Origin of the sequence: Treponema putidum (assembly GCF_000755145.1) — a bacterium.
GTDB classification, from domain to species: Bacteria; Spirochaetota; Spirochaetia; order Treponematales; family Treponemataceae; genus Treponema_B; species Treponema_B putidum.
On the sequence record NZ_CP009228.1, the window covers coordinates 2,462,776 to 2,482,230 of the forward strand.

Sequence of the window (19,455 nt, forward strand, 5' to 3'; positions counted from 1 at the left end):
CATCTCTTAAAATTGAAAGCCTTTAGAATTTTTAGGAAGAAAGAAGATGCGCCCTTCTTCTTCCTTTCTTTTACTGCTAAGAGTTGATGCTTAAACGTTATAACTATATTTAGATGTCATGGACGATGTCTATTTTAAGCCAAGGAGGTTTTTATGAGTATAGAAATACACGGCATAGGGCACCAAGCAGCATTACAAACAAGAGACACCATGGTTAACAGCTCAATGAGAGCTGCATCCGATGTAATAGTGGAAAAAGAAGCTGCTGAACAAGCTGAAAATCAAAAAGTGCTTGCTGACCCTAATGAAATCTCAAAAGCGGCTGCACAGATCCAAAAGCTATGCGATATGTGCGGCAGAAAGTTGCAGTTTAAAGTAAACAAAGATACAAACCGTATTGTTGTTAAGGTAATAGATACAAATACCGACAAAGTAATAAGGGAAATTCCATCAGAAGAAATACAGAGATTGCAAGCAAGGATACGCGAAACAGTCGGCCTTTTATTTGACGAAACCATATAATTGGAGATTTTCCCGTTTTTATGAATTAAAAAAATAGGGGTTTAGATGTCCGATTTAAGTATACCGGGAGTCAACAGTACATACGAAAAGCTGGTTGAAGCTTTAATGAAAAAGGAAAGAGTTCCTCGCGACAGGGAAGCCGAAAACCTTGAGCGCCTAAAATTGCAGGATGATTCATGGCGTCAGGTTAATAAATTTTCCCTTGAAGTAAGAAATGCGGCAAGGGACCTATATTCTTTTAATAATCCCTTTGTAGAAAAAATAGCCGAATCCTCTAATGAAAGATCATTTACGGCGACAGCCTCTCGAGGCGCAAAAGATCAAAATGTAAAACTTAATGTTGTTCAAACTGCAGAAGCCGATAAATTTTTAACCAAAGAAATAAATAAAGATTTTGAAATAAAAAATGGCAAATACACATTTAAAGTAGGCGAAAAAAGTATTTCAATAAACTGGAAGGGAGGCAAATATAAAGGTTTTATAGACCTTGTAAACTCCAGAGCAAAAGAAATTTTAAACATAAGTGAAATAAAAATAACGCCGGATACAAAATCCATTTTATTTTCATCGAATATAACAGGTGAAAAAAACAGGCTGGAATTTGCCGATGATGCCCTTGGACTCGCCCTTGAGATGGGACTTATCAAAAAAAACGACACATCAGCCATAAAGACTTCAGTTTCTTCAATTGAGGCAAAACCCGAATCCTCTCAAAAAATAGATTTTTCCGAAGCTGTAAGAGCCAAGGGACAATATGTCATGGAACTTACCGTTTCAGTTAAGGAACCGGAAAAAACTTCTATACAGAAAGAAGAGGTGAGCGAAAAAATTTATGAACAAATAGGCTCAATATCATACAGGGGAATTGTGGTGCAAAATGAACCTTCAAACGCCGGTCTTGAAAAAATGGAAACGGAACCTAAAAATAAGCCGGAACCGAAGATTGATATGAATGTTTTAGCCTTAGAATCAACACGAGGAGTGCTTATTCCCCTGCCCCCTCTTTCGGAAAATGCCGAAACACAGACAATCACGATTCCTTTGGCTGAATACGGGGATGTAAAAGCCCTTGCAATAAACAATAATAATACCGAAAAAGCCGTTTTTATCGAAAATATTAAAATATTTGATCCTAAGGCGGCCGGAGACTATGTACCGGTAAACCCTGTTTCGACGGCACAAGATGCGATAATCAACTTTGAAGGCATTCAAATTAAAAGAGATAAAAACGATATCGACGATTTAATCCCCGGTGTAACGCTTCATGCCCATGAAGCTTCAGAAAAACAGGAGAAACTTACCATAAAACCGGATGTAGATGCCGTCAAAAATGCCATTATTGAGCTTGTAGCAAAATATAACCGCGTTTTTGCTCAAATAAATATTTTAACACAAAATAAGCCCGAAATCATCGAAGAACTGACCTATCTTTCCGAAGCTGAAGTGGAAGATGCACAAAAAAAGTTGGGAATAATGTATGGAGACACAACATTGATGAGTTTTAAATCCAATTTAAGGCAAACAATAAACACTCCGTATAAGGCATCCGAAGATTCAACAATATTTATGTTAGCTCAACTGGGAATTTCTACAAAATCGGATTCTTCGGGCGGCATAGACATGTCACGCCTGAGAGGTTATTTGGAAATCGACGAAAAAAAACTTGATGAGGCCTTAAAAAATAATATGGAAGAGGTAAGGCTTTTTTTCGGTTTTGATTCTGACGGAGATATTTTAATCGATTCAGGCTTAGCCCATGCGATGTACGAATATATTAACCCATATACTCAACGAGGCGGTATTTTAGGAGTAAAAACCGATGCTTTAAAATTAAAAATGGATGCTTCACAAAAAAGAATAGAAAACTATGATAAAAAACTGGCCGAAAAAGAAGCAGCCCTTAAAAAGAAATACGGCATAATGGATGGAACATTAAAAAGTTTACAAAAACAATCTCAAACAATGCAGAATTTTACGGATTCTCTTAAAAAAAGTAATAAGGACTAATAAATGAATATCAAATTAAACGGACAAGAAATTGAATTAAAACCGGAAAATGAAATCACAATAGGCGATGTTCTTGGAAATATAGAAGAAGCGTGCAGGCAAAAACAAAACACAATAACGCAAGTATGTGCAAACGGCAAAGAATTGACCTTGAATGAGCTTGATGAGCTTTTTAAAAAAACTATTCAAGAGGATATACGTATTGAACTTTTTACAACAAGCGGAAATGAAATAAAAGAACTTTTAAAAGAACTTGGGCAGATATTTATAAAAAATTCCGATGAAATTGAAAATATCCCCATAAAACTTCAAACGGGTAATGATGTTGAAGTCATTAAAATAATCGAAGAGTTTTCGCTTAATTTGACAAAACTTTACAGTACGGCAAAATTGTTTGATATAACCGATATCAATGAGGATTTTCTTTTTGGAGATATGACCTTAGGCGAATATCAAAAAGAGATTGCTTCTCATTTGGATTCTATTATTCATGCAATTGAAGATACCGATACGGTAGAAATTTCTGATATTGCAGAATATGAATTGGCACCGCTTGTAAAAAAGTTGGGAAATGGATTATTATCAATAAAAGCATAACCGGAGAATAAAAAATGATTGTTTCTGAAATAAAAAATATCGAAAAAGAAGATACTCACATATATTACCGCCAAAAATATGTCGGAACGGCAATATATGCAATATTGGGCAAAGAACAAACAGGTAAAGTTGAATTTTTTGTAGAACATAAACCTACCGGTGAAACGGAAATACAAGTACGAATGATAGATAAGATAGACTATCCTATCTTACAGATAATAATGGAATTAAAAGCTTGTGTACGCCGTTTAATTGAAACAAGGAAATTACCGTAATATGGAATTTATAGTAAAGACCGAAGAAGATACTATCAGTTTAGGAAAAAAAATAGGAAAAAAATTAAAACAAGGAGATGTAATAACTCTTGACGGTTCTTTAGCGGCCGGCAAAACTTATTTAACAAAGGGGATAGCACAAGGCTTGGATATTGAAGAAGATATTACAAGCCCTACTTTTACCCTAATATCCGAATACTCAGGCCGTCTGCATCTATATCATATGGATGTATATAGGCTTGAAGGAGTTGAAGATTTTTTAGACTTAGGTGCCGAAGAAATGTTATATGGTGAAGGAGTTTGTGTTATAGAATGGGGTGAAAAAGTAAAGCAGGCTTTACCTGCAAATACTATTCATATTAAAATAGCAGTAAATGAAGATAATTCCAGAAAAATTATCATCAATAACAAAGAGTTTTGTGAGGCTTTATGAACATACTTTGCATTGATACAAGTTTTTCCTCTATTGCAATAACGGCGCAAGGAAATGCCGGTACATTTACCTCTGTTTTTACACCGGCTAAAGCCAGACATTCTGCTATCCTTATTCCTGCAATAGAAGCTGCCGTAAAACAGGCAGGATTTGACGTAAAAGAAACCGATGTCTTAATATGCCCTCAAGGACCGGGAGGCTTTACAGGTCTAAGACTCGCCTACTCCACTGCAAAAGCGATTCAGCTAAAAACCAATGCTCAGTTTTTTTGTGTTCCTATTTTGGAAGCTCTATGCTATAAATACGGCGATACAGCCCAATTTTTATCCATCATTGATGCAAAAAGAGACTGTTTTTATGCTCAAGCATTTGAAAACAAAAAGGCCATCTCGAAAGCCCTTGATATAAGGGCGGAAGAGGCACTTAAGTTAATTGACAAAAATAAAAAAACTATTATTTGCGGTTTTGGAACCGCAAAATTTAAAAAAGATATATCTTTATCTATTAACCCTGATAATTTTACATTTATAGAAGCAGCCGTTGAGAACTCTTCTAAACTATTGTTTGATTGTTTTATAGCAGACCAAAATTGTTTAAAAGTTGAAGATCACGAAGGCCCTATATACATAAGAAAGAGCGATGCAGAATATTTAAGCTGTTGAAATAAAAGGAATTAAACCTATGAAAAAAAGTAAAAAGAAAAAAAATCGTAATAAGCCTGAAATCGGTCTTAATGAAAAAGACGTGCTTACCCTTGATGATTTGGAAATGCTTGATGAGGTAGAAGATAATTTAGAGGAGCTATGTGATGATATTTATCAAAAAGACAGCGATCCGGACGGCTTGCTTCATCCTATAGACCTTAACAATAAAGAAATAAAAACTGAAACTTTAAAAACAGCAGTTGACTTACTTGCAACGCCGACAGTCTGTTCTATGCTGTTAGATAAAAATTTTTTTATACTATACATAAGTGATGCAGTAAAACATCTTTTCGACGGTTATCATAATATCGAGCAAAAACCGTTTTTTAATATATTCGGCAGTACTCTTGAAAAATTTACCCTCGATGACCTTTTAGCAAAATTAAGAAGTCCTAAAAGAGGCTATTCATGGTCAGGAGTTTTAAAACACAAAACACGCTACCGAAAAACAATGTATACAAAAACAAATATATTTCCATTATTTGACAACAATGAACTCAACGGTTATTGGGTTATGTTTGAAGACATAAGCAATTCTTATTTAAGTCAGTATAAGGGTATGATGGAAAGTCTATTAAATGCCTCAAAGCTAAAGGATAATGATACGGGTTTTCATAATGAAAGACTTAATTATTACTCAAAAGCTCTGGCTGAAGCTCTGTTTAAGGAGAATTTGTTCCCTCAAATAGACGCAGATTTTATAGATAATATTTCATCTCTTGCCTCTATCCATGACATAGGAAAAATCGGAACGCCCGATTATATTTTGCAAAAAAAAGGTTCTCTTAACGATGTGGAATGGTCAATTATGCGAGAACATACCATTAACGGGACTCTAATTCTTGCAAACTATCCTATTCCTATGGCAAAGGAAATTACATTAAGCCATCATGAACGCTGGGATGGTCAAGGCTATCCTTACAAACTTGCAGGCGAGATGATACCTCTATCAGCACGTATAGTAGCCATAGCTGATGTATATGATGCTCTTCGAATGAAAAGGTCGTATAAAGAAGAAATGCCGCATGACGCTACTGTTGAACATATTATAAATGGAGCCGGTGCCTATTTTGACCCTACTATAATTGAAGTATTCAAAACCATAGATAAAGAATTTTGTTATATATGGGATCAAAATAATGACCAAAATCAAGCGAAATAAATTTTAAAATAACGTATCAATTTCTTGAAATAGTTCCTGCAAAAATAAATTTAGATAAAGAAAGCCTTTTTCAGTTAAAAAAAAACTTTTTTCCGTTAAAACAGCATCGCCCTTATCCATCCATTTTTGAATTGTTTTTTTTGCAAATGATGTAATATCTTTTCCGAATCTTGATTTAAAAAAAACTCTATCCATACCCTCAGTCAGCCTTAATCCCATCATAAATGATTCTTCAATAAATTCTTTTTCGCTTATAGTTTCATAATCATAAACATCCTCCCTATTTTTTAGGGCCATCCATTTGTTTATGTTTTTAATGACGGAAAATCGTAACGCATATGCATGTGCAGGCACTGTATGAAGAGCTTTTTTTTCAAAAAAAAGAGAACCGAATGCTCCTGGACCGACTCCTATATAATCTTTAAGCTTCCAATATTTCTCATTATGTATGCTTTTGTATGAATTTTTGTATGAAAAATTAGACACCTCATACTTATTGTAGCTATTTTTCTCCAAGATGTCCTTACCATAACTCCATAACTCGGCTATTTCATCATCTTTTTCTGCTGATAATTTTGTGTTTGAACATAGGGCATATAGAGAAAAATGCTCTGGCTTAAAATTTAATAAAGTTTGAATATCATCCTTTAAAATACCTAAAGTCTGTTTATTTAGGCCCGCGATTAGATCACAGGAAAGGATTAAACCTTTTTGACTGCGTAAAAGCTCAATGGCCGAAAGACTCATTTTTCTATCTCCCCTCCTCTTACAGGCCATTAAAACCTCATCCGATAAAGATTGAATCCCTACCGAAAATCTGTTAATTCCGCCTTGAACTGCGGCAGATAAAAATTCTTTAGTTAAGTCTTCCGGATTAATTTCGACAGTAAATTCTTTAGGGGGATTTTTTTGACCATTAAGTATTTGTGATGAAAGGTAATAAATATCGTCAGGGGATAAAAGCGATGGGGTACCTCCGCCTATGTAAACAGTGTCCCATTCGGCTATGCAGTGTTTATCGGCTTGAATTTTTATGTCTTCGGCCAATCTTAAAACAAACGGACTTAAACAGCCTGATAAAATATCTTTAAATTGAGCTGTCCGAACTGAGAAAAAATCGCAATAACTGCATTTTTGGAGACAAAAAGGAACATGGATATAAAGACCGGCTTTTCGCATCAATAGGACTTAAATTCTTTTAGCGGCCAATATTTTAAAATAATCTTACCGCTTATTTTTTTATCGGCTGATATAGCGCCCCAAAGACGAGAATCATCAGTGAATATTCTATTATCACATAATACAAAATATTCATCTTCTTTTAAAAGTGTTTTAGGATATGAGCCCGAAAAAGGCAGAGAAGAATCCCAGTGACGAGGAAGGTCCTTAATCTCAATATCATAATTTTTTTGGGCTAACTCAAATTCAGTTAAAAAATGCTCGGAATCCTTTGTCTTTATGTGTAAAACAAAATTTTCCATGTATACGGTATCTCCGGGTAAACCTATAATCCTTCTAATGGAGTAAAAATCAGAGTTTTGCAGATCAAAAGGTTGAAACAGCTGGAATGTAAAAAATCCCACAACTGCGTTTACCGATCTTTTAAAAAAGGGAGACTTTTCCGAAGCAGAGTCTTTTATAAGAACCAAATCTCCTCTTTTTGCAGAAAAAGAAGGATTGTAAATAGGCGTTCCTAAAATCATATCACCTGATGAAATTGCAGGATACATTGCGTCTGTTTTTAGCCTATAAGTTTTTAACAAATAAGATGTAAAAAGAGTGTATACAAAAAAACAAAAACTACCAAAAAAATAATAAACAAAACCTTGTTACGGTATTCCCTCTTTGCCGTATATGAAAAATTCCGATATTTCGCAGTCATCATTAATCCTCGCTGAATAATATCATTTTCTGACATCGTTGACAAGTATTTAATCTATGAATATAATGTATATTTATGGAGAAAACACCTATAAAAATTATAGCAAGAAATAAAAAAGCCTTTTTTAATTATACTGTTGAAGAAAAGATAGAATGCGGTCTTGTTCTTAAAGGGACAGAGGTAAAATCCGTGAGGGAAGGCAAAATATCTTTTCCCGATGCCTTTGCCGAAATTAAAGATAACGAAGTATGGGTAAAAAATTTTCATATTTCGGAATATGTTTATTCTTCAATTTTTAATCATAATCCTGAGAGGCCTAAAAAAACTTCTTTTAAAAAAAGAAGAAATAAAACGGTTAAAGCGCAAAGTTGAAGAAAAAGGCTATACCCTAATCCCCTTGGAATTCTATTTTAAAAACGGTATCGTTAAGGTACTCTTAGGTGTTTGTAAGGGGAAAAAGACCTTTGATAAACGTGCAGACATAAAAGAAAGAGATATTAAAAAGGATATGCAAAGGGAACTAAAAATAAGGAGTAAATAATGAAAGTAAAAAAGTTATATATATTTTCAAGATTTTTTCCCCTAATTTTTGTATCTATTATCAGTACAAACTTAGATGCGAGTCCCACCGTTGGTGTTTTTAAACTTGAATCAAAAAATATAACTGAACAAACAACCGTAACAATAAGCAATGCTATTTTTAACTTTGTAAAAGAATTAAAAAAATATGATATTATAGATATGCGCTCTACTCCGGTAAGTGAAACAGATGCACGGCAGCGTTTTGATTATGTTTTTGCAGGGAAGGTGACGGGCTTGGAAAACGGTATACAGCTTGAACTTATGCTAAAAAATGCTTCAGATGATATAACAAGGCGTATATCGAAAATTTATCAAAGCGTTAATTTAATCTTATTGGACTCGCGAGTCCTCGTATCGGATATTTTTGATAAATCCGTAAATTTATCGGAAGCATACAATTCCGAAGACATAACCAGTAATGATAATAATAATGAGGAAGTAGGAGAAGTAAAAAATATCGATATCCTTTCGGGCTCATGGCAAGGCGAAGAAGGCATTGAGAGGGTTGAAATTATGAGAGGCGGAAGGGGAATTGCCTTACTTTCAAGCGGAATAACCATTTTACTTCAAATAAAGGTAAATGACGGCTATTTGACAATCAATCAATCCGGAAAACCTTCATCAAGACAGTTTATCAATTTACCGGATGAAATAGCCAAAAAAGCAGCAGAGACAGGGAAAACCCCTTCATGGAAATTTCTTGTTTCCGCCAACAATAAAATTTTAGTTGGAGAAAAAATAGATATTGAAATAGTTTATCACGGAAGCAACCTTGTTTCGGTAAATGAAGTTATAAAAAAAGTGCGCTGGGTAAAAAATTAAAAACGGCCTTGTAAAAAGATTTGCCTAGAGTCTTTTATGCACCGTTTTATAAGCTCATTTACACGGCTCTACATCCCAGTCCCTATAAAGGAGCTCTAAAAACGGCTTCATAATATATTCTCCGCCGGAAATAGTGTAGTGATTTCCGTCATCTTTCATAAGCCTTATTTCTTTGCCGTCAGAGGTTTTAACGGTATCGCTGTAAGGAACTCCGTCTCCCGGAGCTACACTACTGAGAGAAAATTTTTTAAGAATGATTTCCGAATATTCCGATGCTATTTTTTTATGTAAGTCTTCAATATAAAGTAATTGAGCATTATATATTTTATTCCGGACAGTCGGCATACCCAGCCAGTAAACTTTTTTTGTATTCTCAAGTAAAATATTCAAATGAGTTTTTATCTTATCTTTATAAGCCGACTCCCAGTTTTCCGTTTCCTTTACAAGAACTTTTCCATTATCTGCATAAAAATTCTGATAATCATTCATTCCCAAAAAAATAACGGCAATATCATAGGGTTCATTTTTACTTTCTTCAAACACTTGCTTAAGTTTTTTAGGCCAGTTATAATAATCGCTTCTTATAAAACCTGAAGAGTGAACGGAAATTTCTTTTACACTTATGGAAGAGTTTTGACCTGTAAGCCTTAAAAAACCGGAGGCTATGCTCTGCATCTGAGAATCGCCTATCATTAAAATACGCAAGGGTTTTTCTGCATTATAGGTATAAACCTTTTTAGGCTCATCAGCTTGCTCTGCATTCGCACCTTCTTCGTCAGCGGCAGTATCAGATACATCTTGTTTTTTTAATTCCAACATTTTTTGCGTGAGTCTTATTTTTTCAAGTTCTGCAATCCTAGCCTGTTCAATGTCTTTTAACCTATCCAAAACCGTATTTATATTTTCAAGTTTTGCCTCAAGCTCATCTACCATTTTTCTGGCGGCGGCAGTGTCTTCCGAGTGTAAATCTGTATGAGGCAAACTCTCTATTGTTCTTTCCAAATCATTTGTAAACTTATCGATCGAAGATTTTTCATCTATATGACTGTCTATAGACTCGCCCGTATTTTCAAGATAATAAAAAGAATCCCAATCACTCAAACCTTCAAGCCCTGCATAGCGTAAAAAAAGAATTCTTGCAGATGGAATCAGATTATCAAGTTTAAGTTTTTGAGACAGCTTTGAAACAGGTTTAACGGCAGCATTGATTACGCCGGCCGCATAAGGATTTTTTATTTTGGAAGAAACCCCGTCTAAGGATTTTCCTAAAAGCAGCATAAATAAAAAAATAGAAAGTAAAAAAACAAAAGGCTTTTGTTGGCAGAATAAAAAAGAGTTTTATCTTTAGATTTTATTTTAAAAGAAAAGACATCATTTATTTTCTTTATCATTGTATCTTTTAGTTTCATATATCAATTTTACCTAAAATGAAAAATAAATAAACGGGGGTATACCCGAAGTTGAAACCGCATAAAGAGCAGCTAAAAAACTTACGGTGATAACGGCCTTAATAATCATCGGAAGACGGCTATATATTGTAAAAGTTTTTTTTCTTAAACTTTCCGAAGGAAGCTGCAAAAAAAGACCTGCAAAAAATATTATTAGAATAAATGGGCGTATAACTTGGAAAGGTTTTGAGACGTTGGCAAGAGACCTTAAATATAAACCCAACTCCGACAATGAAGGCGAAAAAAATACAAGCCAGCTGATGTTTACAAATATAAAGACCGGTATAATTCTTAAAAAATCAAAAGTTTTTTTTGTGTCTTTTTCTTCATCTAAAATTTCTTTTCCTATAGCATTACGTTCTTTTATTTCTGAAAAAATCTTTTCGATACAAAGCATCGCTCCCTGCATAGCTCCCCATATTAAAAATGTCCAAGATGCTCCATGCCAGATACCTGCAATGAGCATTGTAAAAAAAAGAGCAAAAAGCGCACGTCCAAATCCAAATCGGGATCCGCCTAAGCCGAAATAAAGATAGTCTCTAAGCCAAGAAGAAAAACTTATATGCCACCTTCTCCAAAACTCTGATATTGACTTTGAAAGATAAGGACGGTTAAAATTAACTGGCGTATTAAAACCTAAAAGAAGGCCTATACCTATTGCCATGTCGCTATATCCCGAAAAATCTGCGTAGATAATTATCGTATAACACAGTACCCCGAAAATAAGCTCCCATGTATTATAAAATGAAGGATTTGCAAAAATTTTATCGGTAACGAGTATGGTCAAAAAATTTGAAATTATCATTTTTTTATACAAGCCTGAAATTAAAAACACCATTGCACGATCAAAGGCTATAGGTTTTGCTCCTTTTTCATTATCACAGTTGAGAGCCCTAGGTAAATCTTTAAAAAAATACTCAGCCTGAACAATCGGGCCTGAAGATAGTTGAGGAAAAAACGAAACATAAAGTAAAATATCCCAAAAAGATTTTACATGCCTCATCTTACAAAGATAAATATCAAAGATATAACTCATGCACCGGAATGTATAATAAGAAATCCCTACAGGAACCAAAAGAGACCAAGAGCGCAGAGCTAAAAAAGTAGAATTAACAAACATATCGGGAAAAAATTGGTTTAAATAGGAGAGCAAACTATAAAAGTATTTAAAAAATCCCAGATATAAAATATCAATAATACAGATAATAATAAGAATAGCCTTTCTGGGAGCATAATTTTTTTCTTTATCGAGAAGAAAGCCGTAAAAATAATTTATAAGGGTAAAAACAAAAAGCAGAATACAAAAACGCCAATTCCACATTGCATAGAAAAAATAAGAAGCTACGGTCAAAAGGATCTTCCGTTCTTTTTCTTGCCTAAAAATATACCAATACAAAAAAAAGACTGAGAGAAAAAATAGGGCAAACGAAATCGTCGGAAAAAACATTTTTTAACTTTAAAACTTAAATTTCCGATTACGGGAATGTTACGGGTTTATTTGCCATTTTACGCTGAATCTCCGCAGCCCTGGAAGCAGGCATCAAAGAAAACCAATAGGCAACCGAAGAGTTTTTACCTTCTTCTTCAGCTATTTTTTCTACAGCCCTCAGCACATCAATTATATCCTGATCATCCATAGCTATAAGATTTGAAACGGCTTTTTCAGGGGGCATACCGTTGATATATCTTGCGATTTGGATTATGTTCGCCTCACGTGCATCCCTTTCCACCATCAAAAGATTAAAGTTCTTTTCTTTTTCTTCTATAGCATTACGCCGGTCATCAAGCTCTTCTGCAATCTGCTTATTTTCATTTTCCTGTGTTTGAACATCTTCTTCACGCTTATCCAATTCTTGGGAACGCACTTCAAGAGCCAGCAAACGCTTTTCATAGCGGTCATTTTCCAAGTTGGCCATATCATCATCATCTACCGGAGCAATGCCCTCAGCAGTTTTTAAGCCGAAAAGGGAGTAAATAGGAGAAAACAAGCTCCTTGAGCTTATTAGGCCTAAGTAATCAAACCACAATAAGCCTCCGAAAACAAGTAAAATAATCAATATTAAAAGAACAATTATCCGTCCTATAGTTCCGCTTCTTCTCAAAATTTCTACCTCCCATAAAAACGATGTTTTGTGCTAAGCACAAAACTCGGTAGATAAACAGCAAGGCAGAATTCCTGCCGAACTGTTTATCACTCCTCCTATACAATATCGGAAAAACTTTTTTTAAGGTTAATGCTTATATAGGTATTGAAAGTATTCCATATCCGTTGAAAGTATTTTTTCGGTCTCAGGCAAGGAATTTCTATAAATCTCCATGCTCTTCCAAAAACTGTAAAATTCAGGGGACTTGCCGTAGCTTTCGGCATAGATTGCAACTGCCCTTGCATCCGCATCGCCTTTTATTCTTTCGGCCTCGGCATAGGCCTGCGATAAAATAGTCCGCTTTTCGTTTTCCAATTCTCCGAGTATTTTAAGCTTTTCACCGTCGCCTGTAGACCTAAATGTTCCGGCAATCTGATTTCTTTCTTTTATCATGCGGCTGAATACGGAATTTTCAAGCTCATCCGAATACTTAATTCCTTTAAAAATTATGTCAACCACCTCCAAGCCGAATTCTCCCAACTGGCTATTGGCCTTTGCCAGAATTTCATCAGCCAGAGTTTCCCTGCCCTTTTTTATCACAGGAAAGTTTACTTTTTCCGTTTTTAAGGAACCGAGGTCAACTTCTGCATTCTCAAGGTTAAACTCTTCAGTAGTTTTACTTTCATTTATAATATTTGAGCTTCGTACAACATCGGCAAGACTGTTTACCGAAATAATATCTCTAACCGACGAATCTACAATATCCGAAAGACGGGAATAAGCGCTATCATAGGTTGTTAGGGATTCATAAAACTTTTTTACGTCAACTATACGCCATCGGCTGGTGGTATCTACTTTAAGATACTGTTTTTCTAGGGTAAGAATCTTTTGGGGATCGCCGTCCAGACGCAGAAGTTTTGAAGTATATTTGTTTACGGTATGAATCAAGGGCATCTTAAAATGAAGACCTGCTTCTTTTTCGGTTTTTACTACAGCTCCGAACTTTGTTATGATAGCGACATTGCCCTCATTTAAAATATAAAAAGGTTTTAAGAAAAAAAACAAAACGACAAGTATAACTACAAAGAAAAACCAGCCGAAACTTTTTTTGTCTTTTGTGTTTTTTCCGGTTTTATCTTATTTTTTGACGAAGGCTGTTCAAATTTTACATCTTCATTGTTTCCGTTTTCGGTATTTTCATAGTTTTCCATAAAATCAGTTGCCTCCCTTATTTAATTCTTTTAAAGGTAAAAAGTTTTTTAAGTTTTTGTCTATTAGAGTAATATTTTCATTATTTTTAAAAATAGAATCAAGAGTTTCAAGGTAGAGTCTTCTCCTCGTAATATCGGGAGCCTTTACATATTCCGAATAAACGGCGTTAAAACGGGCAACATCTCCGTTTGCCTTGTTTATTCTTTCGGAAGCATAGCCTCTAGCTTCTTCAATCATTTTTTGAGCCTCACCCTTTGCCTTAGGAATCTCTTTATTGTAGGCTTCCTTTCCCTCGTTTATGAGCCTGTTCATATCTTGAATCGCTATATTGACGTCCTCAAAGGCAGCTTGAACTTCATGAGGCGGAACAATATTTTGTAATTGCACCGATGAAACGGAAATTCCAATGCCGATCTGCTTATATTTTTCGTTCATTTTTTCTTGCGCTAAAACTGCAATGCTGTCACGATCCAAGCTGATTATGTCCATTATAGCCCTGTCGCCTACCAGGCTGTTGACAACGGATTTTGAAATATCTCTGACGGTTTTATTTCTTTGATCTTCTTCAACATTAAAAAGCCAAGCCTTAGGATCCACTATTTTATACTGAATAACCCATTCAACATTTATGATGTTCAGGTCTCCTGTGAGCATTGAAGATTCACTTAAAATGGAATTTTGGTACTCGCTTCTTTCACTCGATCTTGCAGTTCGGAAGCCGAATTCTTCTTTTTGAACGGTCTTAACCGGAACCTTATAAACCTGATCTACAAATGGAATTACAAAGTTAAGTCCCGGTGAAAGGGTCTTTGTATATTTACCGAAACGGGTGACAATTCCGTTATCCGTTGTAGGAATAACCTTTATTCCCGAAAAAGCTATAAGAGCAATTACGACAAGTATTATCACCGTGCGTAAAACTCCTAACATCTTTGAAGGATCAACCTTTTTTTGCTTCATTTTTTCCTCCATGAAGAATTTATTTTTTTAACATTCTTTCTAAAAACATTAAATTTTAGAAGAAACACTCAAGACCTCGGCCCTTTCTTTTTCAAGCTCGGCCAGTTTTAGTTCAAGTTTTGCCTGTTTTTCACGCTTACAATAAGGGCACTCAAAATGCTCGCCCTCAAGATAGCCGTGAACAGGACATATCGAAAATGTCGGCGAAATTGAAAAATAGGGAATACGGTAATTGTTTGCAACAGCCTTTACCAAATCCCTACAAGATTCCCAATCCTTGATAGCCTCGCCCAAGAATATGTGAAAAACCGTGCCTCCCGTATACTTACGCTGTAAACTTTCTTGATGATCCAAGGCTTCAAAAACATCGGTAGTATAGGCAACGGGAAGCTGGCTTGAGTTGGTGTAATAGGGCTCGGCATCTCCCGAACTTATTATATCGGGGAACTGATTTTTATCGTGGCGAGCCAGTCTGTAAGAAGTACTTTCAGCCGGAGTTGCTTCAAGATTGAATAAGCTGCCGGTTTCTTCTTGGAAGTCGGCAAGACGGTTTCTCATATAGGTTAAGACCTTTTCTGCAAAGGCCTTTCCCCTAGGGCTTACAATATCCTCTCCTAAAAAGTTTAGGCAGGACTCGTTCATGCCGCAAATTCCTATAGTCGAAAAGTGATTATTTAAATGATGTAAATACCTTTTTGTATACGGAAAAAGACCGCCTTCCAAGAGTTTTTCGATTACCTTCCTCTTCATCTCAAGACTTTGCTTTGCTATGTCCATAAGATAGTCCAAGCGATCAAAGTAGTCCTTTTCGGTTTTTGATAGGTAGCCGATTTGAGGCATGTTTATCGTAACTACCCCTATGGAGCCCGTAAACTCATCAGAGCCGAAAAGACCGCCTCCCCTTTTACGCAATTCCCTTTTATCTAGTTGAAGACGGCAACACATGGAGCGCACATCCCCGGGATTTAGGTCGGAATTTATAAAGTTTTGAAAATAAGGCGTACCGTATCGGGCTGTCATCTCAAAAAGAAGTTTTGCATTCGGACTTGACCAGTCAAAATCGGAGGTTATATTGTAAGTGGGAATTGGATATTGGAAACCTCGTCCTGCGGCATCTCCTTCAAGCATAAGTTCAATAAAGAGTTTATTTATCATATCCATTTCTTTTTGGCAGTCGCCGTATGTAAAATCCTGTGCTTCGCCCCCGACAACAGCCTTTTGGTTTGCAAGGTCGGGCGGGCATACCCAGTCCAAGGTTATATTTGTAAAGGGAGCCTGAGAACCCCATCGGCTGGGAGTATTTACTCCGTAAACGAAGCTTTGAAGGCACTGTTTTACATTGGCTTCACTCATCTTATCCTTTTTTACAAAGGGAGCCAAATATGTATCAAAAGAGCTGAAGGCTTGAGCTCCCGCCCACTCGTTCTGCATAATGCCTAAAAAGTTGACTATCTGCTGAATAAGAGTCGATAAATGCTTGGGAGGCTTTGAAGTAATCTTATCAGGAACTCCGCCCAAACCTTCGTGAATAAGCTGTCTAAGGGACCAGCCTGCACAATAACCTGAAAACATTGAAAGGTCATGAATATGAAAGGCTGCCGTTATATGGGCTTCGGCAATAGCCGGTGTATAAATATTTTTAAGCCAATAGTTTGCCGTAATAGTACCGGAGTTATGAAGAATAAGGCCGCCTAAAGAAAAGTTTACATTGGCATTTTCTTTTACGCGCCAGTCGGATTGGCTTAAATAGCCGTCCATGGTGCTGTTTATATTCAGCATGAGGCTTTCCGCATCGCGCACGGCCTCCCTCTTTGCCCTGTAAAGGATATAGGCCTTTGCAAGACGGGCTTCTTGCTGTTCAATTAAAACAAGCTCTACCACATCTTGAATCTCTTCTATTGCCGGAATTGAATGGGCATAACGCGATGCCATAACCGATTTTAACTTTTCTTCAACTTTATCGGTCAAAAATGCAGCTTTTTCATCATTCGGACAGCCTTCAACTGCGGTGATAGCCTTATTGATAGCTTTTTCTATTTTTTTGCGGTTATAAGCCTCAATTTCTCCTGAACGTTTTACCACCGAGCGCAAAATTTCAGGCTTTGCCTTCTCCATAGTCCCTAAAAAGGACTTCCATTCAGGAAAAACCGTTTGATTTGTACTTTTTTCCTCCATAACTTTTAATACCTCCCAATTTATTTACATCATTTATTTTCTGACTTTTTTTACCTCGTTTACAAATTCATCCAAGTTGCTGAATTGCTTATAAACGGATGCAAAGCGGATATATGCTACTTTATCTACGGAATATAAATGAGACAGAACCATTTCGCCCAAAGCGGTAGTTTCTATTTCTTTGTTAAGACCTGAATTTAAAATTGCCTGATCTTCGATTTCGCTTACGATGTTTTCAATTTCATTTGAAGAGATAGGCCTCTTTTCAAGGGCGCGCTCAATACCTTTTTCAAGTTTTTTTCGGTCAAAGGGTTCTCTTCGGCCGTCTTTTTTGATAACCATAAAAGGTTTTTCTTCAATGTGTTCATAACTTGTAAAGCGGTAACCGCAAGAAATACACTCCCGTCTCCTCCGTATACAGTCACCTTGAGCCAGAGTTCTTGATTCCATAACCTTATCATCGCAGCTTCCGCAATGCGGACATCTCATATTTAAATTACCGGATGCCTCAGAACGGCACCCTTCCCTCCCAAAAATAGCGTATCTGAATACACGATATAGAATATCACACTATATATAGCGTGTCAATAGCCAAACGGTGTCATACGGTGTAAAACAGTGTCAAAACGTTAAATTATTTTTCTCCTAAAAGCTGCTTTATCTCGAAAATTTCAGAGGACATAGCAGATCGCTGCATTGATTGGTACTTTTTAGGAACCATCTCTTTGCTGGTACATTCTATTGCAGCAACAAGGTTTTGCAGTTCTATCTCATAAGGATAAGAAGGCGGAATAAAGTCGGCTATAGTTTCTTCCAAGTCCTTTTGTATTATCATTGCTCTGCCTTCTACAGTTGCGTTCATCTTTGCACGTACAAGCATGGCTTCTATATCCGCACCGGATACATCGAATTTAATCTTTTTTATTATCGAATTTAAATTTACATCATGAAGCTTGATGCGGAGCTTTCTTTGGAGGGTTTCAAAAAGATCAAGTCTTTCGGCATCGGTTTCGGGATAAAAAAGGGCTAAATGTTCTTCGGCCCTGCCCTGTCTTTTTAAGTCGACGGGAATCAAATCGGGCCGACAGGTAATCAAAAACCAGATTATCTTTCCTCTGTAAGCGGTATTTCCCATAAAATTTGCTATTTGAGCAAAAACCCGTCCCGAAGTACCGGATATATCGTTCGCGGTGCGGTTTCCGAGTACTACATCGGCCTCATCTATCATTACCGCCACAGGAGACATAGCCCTCAAAATATTCAGAACCTTTTCAAGATTCGATTCGGTTGCCCCCTGCCATTGAGAGCGGAAATTGCGTAAACGCACCATAGGAATACCTATTTCGCCCGCAAAGGCTGACACTATAAAGGTTTTTCCTGTACCGATGGGGCCGGAAATAAGATAGCCCATAGGAAGAACGTCAGTCCGAGCGGCCTTTAAAGCCTTCGCCGCAATTTTAAAACGCTTTTTTACAAAATCATGGCCTGAAACGAGGGAGAGGTCATAATCCGTATCTATAAATTCCAAAAGTCCGCCGGCCTCATTTTCGATAATTTCCCTTTTTTTTGTTGCCAAATAATCCAAACTTATAGGCTTGTCATCCTGATAAGACTCTCCCACAAGCTGATAGAGGTTTAATAGGTTTAAGCCGGAGGTTAAAGCTCCCATTTTTTCAGAGCTTAAGCCCCTTTCCGTTAAAAGAATTTCCTCGTTGCGTCTTAAATGTTCTAAAAAATTAACCCTTACGGCTGCATCCGGCAAGGGAATACGCACCTTTATTGTAGAAGGAGAGGCAGTGAGGCGTGGATTTAGATCTGTAAGGTTTTCGGTAAGCATTATTACGGAAATATCTTCCCTAGTAAAAGAGGGCTCATGGGACCATCTGTTTAAGGTAACAAGGCAGTATCGGTCTATTTCATCCAAATTTCCGATCTCATCGGCAGGAATTATGGTTTCGGCATAATCTATTATAAGAACAATCCTCAAATTCTTGCCGAAATTTAAAACAAAATACCTTTCGAGATAAGAAAAGGCCTCTTCAGGGTCGCGGGACAAAAAGTTTTCGGGAGGCACATCAGGATAAGTCATATGCATTGTTTCAAGATAAGATTTTTCCATATCGGAAGTACAAAAAGAAATGCCTCCCGACTTATCGTAATACACTATTATATCTTGATTGCCAAATAAAACTTCTGAAATATAGTCTCTTATTTTTACAAACAAAAAATTATGCCCGTATTCGGTTATTTGATGGGGCAAAAAATCTCTTATATTTCCATGAACAAAATAAAGGTTTGCCGTTTTTGAACAATATTTTCTTGAAAGCTCTTGTGCCCATTCCGGTAAAATATCGATATAGGCACTATTTTCTTTAATCAGCTGTTTTCCTGCTGCCATAATCCCTCCCGCCTTATAAGTTACCATACAACAAAAAAAATAAAATTTCAAGAAGAAAGCATAAAAAAGCCCCGCTCGGATGCGGAGTATCCAAACGGGGCTTTAATGTTAACAAGGTTTTTAGCGTTTTGTCAAAATTTTATTGCATAATTTTTTAACAAATCCCGCCTAAATTTATACGAGATTCAATTT

19 protein-coding genes and 1 pseudogene are annotated in these 19,455 nt (G+C 36.3%); 9 read left to right on the forward strand and 11 right to left on the reverse strand.

What is annotated here, in order from left to right; translation table 11 throughout:
• Positions 1-153 precede the first annotated feature (153 nt).
• Genes JO40_RS11355 through JO40_RS11385 form a run of 7 tightly spaced genes read left to right on the forward strand, consistent with a single transcriptional unit; the run spans position 154 to position 5,700 of the window.
• Entirely contained in the window at positions 154-522 is a 369-nt protein-coding gene (locus tag JO40_RS11355; protein WP_044979429.1) for a flagellar protein FlaG, read from the forward strand.
• A 45-nt stretch (positions 523-567) separates the two neighbouring features.
• Positions 568-2,529: a flagellar filament capping protein FliD gene (fliD, locus tag JO40_RS11360; RefSeq protein ID WP_044979430.1), complete on the forward strand. Its 1,962-nt coding sequence runs from the start codon at positions 568-570 to the stop codon at positions 2,527-2,529.
• A gap of 3 nt (positions 2,530-2,532) precedes the next feature.
• Positions 2,533-3,126, forward strand: coding sequence for a hypothetical protein (locus JO40_RS11365; RefSeq protein WP_044979431.1), 594 nt, complete (start codon positions 2,533-2,535; stop codon positions 3,124-3,126).
• Between the two features lie 14 nt (positions 3,127-3,140).
• Positions 3,141-3,401, forward strand: a complete 261-nt coding sequence (locus JO40_RS11370) for a hypothetical protein (RefSeq protein WP_044979432.1) — start codon at positions 3,141-3,143, stop codon at positions 3,399-3,401.
• Position 3,402: 1 nt separating this feature from the next.
• Entirely contained in the window at positions 3,403-3,834 is a 432-nt protein-coding gene (gene tsaE, locus JO40_RS11375) for a tRNA (adenosine(37)-N6)-threonylcarbamoyltransferase complex ATPase subunit type 1 TsaE (protein ID WP_044979433.1), read from the forward strand.
• Entirely contained in the window at positions 3,831-4,496 is a 666-nt protein-coding gene (gene tsaB, locus JO40_RS11380; RefSeq protein ID WP_044979434.1) for a tRNA (adenosine(37)-N6)-threonylcarbamoyltransferase complex dimerization subunit type 1 TsaB, read from the forward strand. Before tsaE ends, tsaB begins: the two co-directional genes overlap by 4 nt.
• A 19-nt stretch (positions 4,497-4,515) precedes the next feature.
• On the forward strand, positions 4,516-5,700 hold the full coding sequence (locus JO40_RS11385) for an HD-GYP domain-containing protein (protein WP_044979435.1): 1,185 nt from the start codon (positions 4,516-4,518) through the stop codon (positions 5,698-5,700).
• Between the two features lie 3 nt (positions 5,701-5,703).
• Here the strand turns inward: JO40_RS11385 and hemW are convergent, their stop codons facing one another.
• Together hemW and lepB are read right to left on the reverse strand one after the other, a co-directional pair.
• The gene (gene hemW / locus JO40_RS11390) at positions 5,704-6,879 is read right to left on the reverse strand and encodes a radical SAM family heme chaperone HemW (protein WP_044979436.1); all 1,176 of its coding nucleotides are present in this window, start codon (positions 6,877-6,879) and stop codon (positions 5,704-5,706) included.
• On the reverse strand, positions 6,879-7,463 hold the full coding sequence (gene lepB / locus JO40_RS11395) for a signal peptidase I (protein ID WP_245608873.1): 585 nt from the start codon (positions 7,461-7,463) through the stop codon (positions 6,879-6,881). The genes hemW and lepB overlap by 1 nt, the downstream gene beginning before the upstream one ends.
• Positions 7,464-7,657: 194 nt before the next feature.
• On the opposite strand from lepB, the pseudogene smpB reads away from it, so the two are divergent.
• Positions 7,658-8,123 (forward strand): annotated as a pseudogene (smpB, locus tag JO40_RS11400) (SsrA-binding protein SmpB).
• On the forward strand, positions 8,123-8,986 hold the full coding sequence (locus JO40_RS11405) for a TP0183 family DNA metabolism protein (protein WP_044979438.1): 864 nt from the start codon (positions 8,123-8,125) through the stop codon (positions 8,984-8,986). The pseudogene smpB and the gene JO40_RS11405 overlap by 1 nt, the downstream one beginning before the upstream one ends.
• Positions 8,987-9,040: 54 nt before the next feature.
• Here the strand turns inward: JO40_RS11405 and JO40_RS11410 are convergent, their stop codons facing one another.
• The 9 genes from JO40_RS11410 to JO40_RS11445 form a co-directional block, all read right to left on the reverse strand.
• Positions 9,041-10,264 (reverse strand): DUF459 domain-containing protein, encoded by a 1,224-nt coding sequence (locus JO40_RS11410; protein WP_245608874.1) that lies wholly within the window; start codon positions 10,262-10,264, stop codon positions 9,041-9,043.
• A gap of 144 nt (positions 10,265-10,408) precedes the next feature.
• The gene (locus JO40_RS11415; RefSeq protein ID WP_044979439.1) at positions 10,409-11,881 is read right to left on the reverse strand and encodes an MBOAT family O-acyltransferase; all 1,473 of its coding nucleotides are present in this window, start codon (positions 11,879-11,881) and stop codon (positions 10,409-10,411) included.
• A 28-nt stretch (positions 11,882-11,909) separates the two neighbouring features.
• Positions 11,910-12,536: a periplasmic-type flagellar collar protein FlbB gene (locus tag JO40_RS11420; RefSeq protein ID WP_044979440.1), complete on the reverse strand. Its 627-nt coding sequence runs from the start codon at positions 12,534-12,536 to the stop codon at positions 11,910-11,912.
• 129 nt (positions 12,537-12,665) lie between these two features.
• Positions 12,666-13,583, reverse strand: coding sequence for a protease modulator HflC (gene hflC / locus JO40_RS11425; protein ID WP_420864560.1), 918 nt, complete (start codon positions 13,581-13,583; stop codon positions 12,666-12,668).
• Positions 13,584-13,597: 14 nt separating this feature from the next.
• Complete coding sequence (locus JO40_RS15105; protein WP_276324837.1) at positions 13,598-13,729, reverse strand: hypothetical protein; 132 nt, start codon at positions 13,727-13,729, stop codon at positions 13,598-13,600.
• A 4-nt stretch (positions 13,730-13,733) separates the two neighbouring features.
• A complete protein-coding gene (gene hflK, locus JO40_RS11430; RefSeq protein WP_044979442.1) occupies positions 13,734-14,690 on the reverse strand; it encodes an FtsH protease activity modulator HflK in 957 nt (318 codons plus the stop codon).
• 48 nt (positions 14,691-14,738) lie between these two features.
• A complete protein-coding gene (locus JO40_RS11435; protein ID WP_044979443.1) occupies positions 14,739-16,865 on the reverse strand; it encodes a ribonucleoside triphosphate reductase in 2,127 nt (708 codons plus the stop codon).
• Positions 16,866-16,898: 33 nt separating this feature from the next.
• A complete protein-coding gene (gene nrdR / locus JO40_RS11440; protein WP_044979444.1) occupies positions 16,899-17,354 on the reverse strand; it encodes a transcriptional regulator NrdR in 456 nt (151 codons plus the stop codon).
• A 145-nt stretch (positions 17,355-17,499) separates the two neighbouring features.
• Positions 17,500-19,263, reverse strand: a complete 1,764-nt coding sequence (locus tag JO40_RS11445; RefSeq protein WP_044979445.1) for an ATP-binding protein — start codon at positions 19,261-19,263, stop codon at positions 17,500-17,502.
• Positions 19,264-19,455 lie beyond the last annotated feature (192 nt).

What these genes read in the sequence shown, in the direction of transcription:
- JO40_RS11355 (WP_044979429.1), top strand. Translation starts at nt 154, where the DNA reads ATGAGTATAGAAATACACGGCATAGGGCACCAAGCAGCATTACAAACA.
- fliD (WP_044979430.1), top strand. Translation starts at nt 568, where the DNA reads ATGTCCGATTTAAGTATACCGGGAGTCAACAGTACATACGAAAAGCTG.
- JO40_RS11365 (WP_044979431.1), top strand. Translation starts at nt 2,533, where the DNA reads ATGAATATCAAATTAAACGGACAAGAAATTGAATTAAAACCGGAAAAT.
- JO40_RS11370 (WP_044979432.1), top strand. Translation starts at nt 3,141, where the DNA reads ATGATTGTTTCTGAAATAAAAAATATCGAAAAAGAAGATACTCACATA.
- tsaE (WP_044979433.1), top strand. Translation starts at nt 3,403, where the DNA reads ATGGAATTTATAGTAAAGACCGAAGAAGATACTATCAGTTTAGGAAAA.
- tsaB (WP_044979434.1), top strand. Translation starts at nt 3,831, where the DNA reads ATGAACATACTTTGCATTGATACAAGTTTTTCCTCTATTGCAATAACG.
- JO40_RS11385 (WP_044979435.1), top strand. Translation starts at nt 4,516, where the DNA reads ATGAAAAAAAGTAAAAAGAAAAAAAATCGTAATAAGCCTGAAATCGGT.
- hemW (WP_044979436.1), bottom strand. Translation starts at nt 6,879, where the DNA reads ATGCGAAAAGCCGGTCTTTATATCCATGTTCCTTTTTGTCTCCAAAAA.
- JO40_RS11405 (WP_044979438.1), top strand. Translation starts at nt 8,123, where the DNA reads ATGAAAGTAAAAAAGTTATATATATTTTCAAGATTTTTTCCCCTAATT.
- JO40_RS11410 (WP_245608874.1), bottom strand. Translation starts at nt 10,264, where the DNA reads ATGCTGCTTTTAGGAAAATCCTTAGACGGGGTTTCTTCCAAAATAAAA.
- JO40_RS11415 (WP_044979439.1), bottom strand. Translation starts at nt 11,881, where the DNA reads ATGTTTTTTCCGACGATTTCGTTTGCCCTATTTTTTCTCTCAGTCTTT.
- JO40_RS15105 (WP_276324837.1), bottom strand. Translation starts at nt 13,729, where the DNA reads ATGGAAAACTATGAAAATACCGAAAACGGAAACAATGAAGATGTAAAA.
- hflK (WP_044979442.1), bottom strand. Translation starts at nt 14,690, where the DNA reads ATGAAGCAAAAAAAGGTTGATCCTTCAAAGATGTTAGGAGTTTTACGC.
- JO40_RS11435 (WP_044979443.1), bottom strand. Translation starts at nt 16,865, where the DNA reads ATGGAGGAAAAAAGTACAAATCAAACGGTTTTTCCTGAATGGAAGTCC.
- nrdR (WP_044979444.1), bottom strand. Translation starts at nt 17,354, where the DNA reads ATGAGATGTCCGCATTGCGGAAGCTGCGATGATAAGGTTATGGAATCA.
- JO40_RS11445 (WP_044979445.1), bottom strand. Translation starts at nt 19,263, where the DNA reads ATGGCAGCAGGAAAACAGCTGATTAAAGAAAATAGTGCCTATATCGAT.